Genomic DNA, 4,624 nt, shown 5'->3' on the forward strand with positions numbered 1-4,624 from the left:
CCCCGCCGAGCCGAAGCCGCCAACGCCGCAGGCAACTCCTCCTGTGTCACATTCTGTACAGAAAAAGCGACTTGCGCCTCTTTCAGCACCAACTGTGCAGGGACACCGTCTACTTCAGGGAACAAAGTCCGCAGGCTCTCGTGCCGGCCCACCACATCACCCAGCGCCGCCCGCAACGCCTCCCGGTCCAGCTCCCCCGACAACCGCAGCGCCAGAGGCAGGTGGTACGCCGTCGAGGTCTCCTCCAGCTTCTGGAGGAACCACAGCCGGCGCTGCGCGTACGACAGCGGTACGACCTCGGGCCGCCGTACGGCCCGCAGCGGCGGACGCACCTCGCCCCCGCCGTCCAGTGCTCCCACGAGCCCCGCCACCGTCGGCCGCTCGAAGAGCGTACGGATCGGCAGCTCCGCGCCCAGCACCCTGCGCACCCGGCTGATCAGCCGCGTCGCCAGCAGGGAGTGCCCGCCCAGATCGAAGAAGTTGTCCTCCACACCGACCGAGGACACACCGAGCACCTCGGCGAACAACTCGCACAGGATCTCCTCGCGCGGGCTGCGCGCCCGACGACGGTCCGCACCCTCGAACCGGGGCCTGGGCAACGCCCGCCGGTCCACCTTGCGATTCGTCGTCAGTGGCAACTCGTCCAGGACCATGATCGCGGACGGCACCATGTAGTCGGGCAGGCGGGCGGCCAGCCACTGTCGTGTGGTCGGCTCCTCGACGGCGGCTCCGGCCGATGACGCGACGTAGGCGACCAGCCGGGCCGGACCGTTGTCCTCGTCGACCAGGACCACCGACTGGCCCACGCCCGGGCAGCCGGCCAGTACGGCCTCGATCTCACCCAGTTCGATCCGGAAGCCCCGGATCTTCACCTGGTGGTCAATACGGCCGAGGTAGTCCAGCTCGCCGTCGGCGCGCCAGCGCACCAGGTCACCGGTGCGGTACATCCGCGAACCCGCCGGACCGTACGGGTCGGCCACGAACCGCTCCGCCGTCAGGCCGGGCCGGTTCACATAACCGCGGGTCATCCCGGCGCCAGTGACGTACAGCTCTCCGGGCACGCCAGCCGGGACCGGCCGCAGCCACGCGTCCAGGACGTAGACCCGCTGACCGGGAATGGGCACGCCGATCGGCACCGGCGCCCGCCAGGTGTCGGCGGTGCCTCGCAGGAGGTGCGCGGAAACCGTCCAGGTCTCGGCCGGTCCGTAGAGGTTGTGCAGCTCCACGCCCGGCCGCTCGCCGAAGAACCTGCGGATGTGGTGGCTCAGTGTCAGCGCTTCGCCGGCCTGCGAGATGAGGCGCAGCGATCCCAGTGCGAGTCCCTGCTCGTTGGCCGCCTCGCACACCGCCTCCACGACGAGGTTGGGTGCGTACAGCTCGGCGATGCCGTTCTCGTCCAGCCAGCGGGCCAGGAGTTCACCGCTGCGGCGCACCTCCTCGGACGGCAGCCACAGTTCCTTGCCCGCGAGGAGGGAGGAGTAGATCTCCTGGACGGACACGTCGAAGGTCAGCGCGGTGAACTGCGTCACCCGCCGGCCGGGACCGCCGCCGACCACCCGGGCGTGCCACTCCAGCATGCTGGCGACGGCGCCCGCGCGCATGAGGACGCCCTTGGGGGTGCCGGTGGTCCCCGATGTGTAGATCACGAACAGGCCGTGGTCCGGGTGGAGCGCCGATCCGCGTTCGGCGTCGGACAGGTCCGTGTCGGGCGAGGCGGCCAGTTCGCTGATCGTCGCCGGGTCGTCCAGCACCAGCAGCGGCCCCCAGGCGGGCAGCGTGCCCGCCCGTTCCGTCGTCGTCACGGCGAGCACGGGGCGGGCGTCGGCGAGCATGAAGGAGACGCGTTCGGCGGGATGTTCGGCGCCGAGGGGCAGATAGGCCGCGCCGCACTTGAGCAGGGCAAGCAGCGTCACGATCGCGTCGGTGGAACGGGGCAGGGCCATCGCCACGACGGTGTCGGGGCGCACGCCCCGGCCGGCCATCACCCGGGCGAGCCGGTTCGCGCGGGAGTTGAGCGCGCGGTACGTGAGCGACTGGGTGCCGTCGGCCACCGCGACCGCGTCCGGGTGGCGGACGGTCTGCGCCTCGACGCTCTCGGCCATGGGGACCCACGGCGCCACGGGGCCGCCGTCGTTGGTCTCCGCCAGGAGCGCGTGGCGCTCGTCGGCGGTCAGGATCTCCAGTGCACCGATGGTGCGGCCGGGGTCGGCCAGCGCCTGTTCCAGCAGACGCAGCCACCGTGCGGCCAGCACCTCCACAGACGACCTGTCGAACAGGTCGATGGCGTACTCCAACACACCGTCCAGGCCGGCCGGAGCGCCGTCTGCGTCGTGGCGTTCCGCCAGGCTCATGGACAGGTCGAACCGGGAGACGCCCTCGATGTGCTGCCGGGAGCTGAGGCTCAGGCCGGGCAGGTCGAACCGGGCCCGCGGGGTGTTCTGGAGGACCAGCAGCACCTGGAACAACGGGTGGTGGGCCACGGTGCGCTGCGGGTTGAGGATCCCGACCAGGTGCTCGAAGGGCAGGTCCTGGTGCGCGTACGCGGCGAGGTCGGTGTCCCGTACGCGGGCGAGCAGGTCGCGGAAGGCCGGGTCGCCGGAGGTGTCGGTGCGCAGCACGAGGGTGTTGACGAAGAAGCCGACCAGGTCGTCCAGGGCCTGGTCGGTGCGGCCGGCCACCGGGGTGCCGAGGGGGATGTCCGTGCCTGCGCCGAGGCGGGTGAGCAGGGCCGCCAGGGATGCCTGGAGGATCATGAAGACGCTGACGCCGCTGGTACGGGCGAGTTCCGTGAGCTTGCGGTGGACGTCGGCGGACAGGGAGAGGGGCAGGACGTCGCCCCGGTACGAGTTGACGGGCGGGCGTGGCCGGTCGGTCGGCAGGACGAGCTGTTCGGGCAGGTCCACCAGGGCGCCCTTCCAGTACTCGACCTGCTGGGTGAGCACGCTGTCCGGGTCGTCCTGGTCGCCGAGCAGGCGCTGCTGCCACAGGGTGTAGTCGGCGTACTGGACGGGCAGCGGCTCCCAGTCGGGAGCCGCCCCCCGGCACCGGGCCGCGTACGCCCGCGCCAGGTCCCGGGTGAGCGGGCCCATGGACCAGCCGTCGCTCGCGATGTGGTGCAGGACGAGCAGGAGGGCGTGGTCGTCCGGGGCCAGCTCGAAGACGTGGGCCCGTATCGGGATGTCCCGCTCCAGGTCGAATCCACGGCCGGCCGCCTCGGCGAGCAGCGCGTCGAGGCGGCCGGGGTCGGCCGCGCGCACCGTGTAGCCGAGGTGGGCCTCGGCGGGATCGAGGATGTGCTGACGTGGTGTGCCGTCGTCCTCGGGGAAGACGGTGCGCAGGCTCTCGTGCCGGGCCACCGTATCGCCCAGGGCCGCCCGCAGGGCTTCGCGGTCGAGGCGGCCGGTGAGCCGCAGGACGAAGGAGACGTTGTACGTGGAGGTGGCGCCTTCGAGGCGGTGCAGGAACCACAGGCGGCGCTGGGCGAACGACAGGGGCACCGGGTAGGAGCGCTCGACGGCGCTCAGGGAGAGCCGGACGGGGGCGGCGGGTTCGGCGTCGTCCTGGCTCCCTGTGAGCAGGGCGGCCAGCCCTTCCGCGGTCGGGGCCTCGAAGAGGGCCCGGATCGAGACCTCGGCGCCGAGCACGGCCCGGATCCGGCTGATCAGCTGCGTACCCAGCAGGGAGTGCCCGCCCAGGTCGAAGAAGTTGTCCTCCACACCGACCGAGGACACATCCAGCACCTCGGCGAACAGGACGCAGAGCGTCTCCTCGTACGGCCCCCGCGGCGCACGGCCCTCGCCGCCGCCCTCCAGCACCGGAGCGGGCAGCGCGGCCCGGTCGAGCTTTCCGTTGGAGTTGAACGGGAAGGCGTCCAGAAGGACGACAGCAGCCGGAACCATGTACTCCGGCAGCCGGTCCCCGACGAATCCGCGCAGCTCCCGGGGGTCCGCCTCGGCGCCGTCCTCGGGGACCACGTAGGCGACGAGCATCGCCTCGCCCGCTCTGTCCTCCCGCGCCAGGACGACCACGTCCCGTACACCGGGGTGCTCCGCCAGTACGGCGTCGATCTCGCCGAGTTCGATCCTGAAGCCGCGGACCTTCACCTGGTGGTCGATGCGGCCGACGTAGTCCAGCTGGCCGTCCGCGCGCCAGCGCACCAAGTCACCGGTGCGATACATCCGCGAACCCGCCGGACCGAAGGGATCAGCCACGAACCGCTCCGCCGTCAGACCGGGACGGTTCACATAACCACGCGCCAGACCCGGCCCGGCCAGATACAGCTCACCCGCGACCCCGACCGGAACCGGCCGCACCGCCTCGTCCAGCACATACGCCCGCTGACCCCTGATCGGACCCCCGATCGGAGGCGTACCACCCGGCTCCAGCCGCTCGCTCAGCGTGGCACAGATCGTCGCCTCGGTCGGCCCATAGGCATTGAACATCGCCCGCCCCACCGCCCAACGCCGCGACAGCTCCTCCCCCACCGCGGCACCCCCGGTGACCACGGAGACGAGATCGGGCAGGTCGTCGTCGGGGACGGTGGCCATGAGGGCGGTCGGCAGCAGTGCGTGATTGACGTGCTGTTCGCGCAGGAGCGAAGCGAGTTCCTCACCCGCGACCACAC

General features: G+C 71.6%; 1 protein-coding gene. It reads right to left on the minus strand.

Annotated elements, in window-relative coordinates; all coding sequences use genetic code 11:
• The coding region (locus AMK10_RS36470; protein WP_143195019.1) for a non-ribosomal peptide synthetase at positions 1-4,624 on the minus strand (4,624 nt) is incomplete at both ends.

It is taken from the genome of Streptomyces sp. CB02058, from assembly GCF_001905505.1.
Lineage (GTDB): Bacteria > Actinomycetota > Actinomycetes > Streptomycetales > Streptomycetaceae > Streptomyces.